The organism is Pleomorphochaeta sp. DL1XJH-081, assembly GCF_049310885.1.
Taxonomy (GTDB): domain Bacteria; phylum Spirochaetota; class Spirochaetia; order Sphaerochaetales; family Sphaerochaetaceae; genus CAYZJV01.
In genome coordinates this window covers 1-239 of record NZ_JBMDYO010000202.1, presented here as the reverse complement: position 1 = coordinate 239, position 239 = coordinate 1, and the positions used below count along the sequence as shown (strand labels likewise).

The window sequence follows — 239 nt, the reverse complement described above, 5'->3', positions numbered from 1 at the left end:
CTCCGCCGTCGGATCCCAGGGCGGTGAAAACAGTTCCAAGTTTGCTGTCGTAAAGCACAAAAGCGAAGGAACCATCTAGATCCTTGATAACTTGATCGGCCGGATAGGGTCCTCTGTCTCGGAGCGTCCTATACGCCTCGATCACAACCATTGCTTCGTTGCTGTTTCTTGATAATCCGTATTGCTTTATTTGTGCACATAAATTGTTCAAACTCCCCATGAAAACGCAATATACGTCC

Annotated in this window: 1 protein-coding gene; it reads right to left on the bottom strand. The window is 47.3% G+C overall.

The window, feature by feature from the left end; all coding sequences use genetic code 11:
* A partial coding sequence (locus ACODJP_RS14465; protein WP_422482687.1) for a hypothetical protein occupies nt 1-220 on the bottom strand: 220 nt, incomplete at its 3' end.
* Nucleotides 221-239 lie beyond the last annotated feature (19 nt).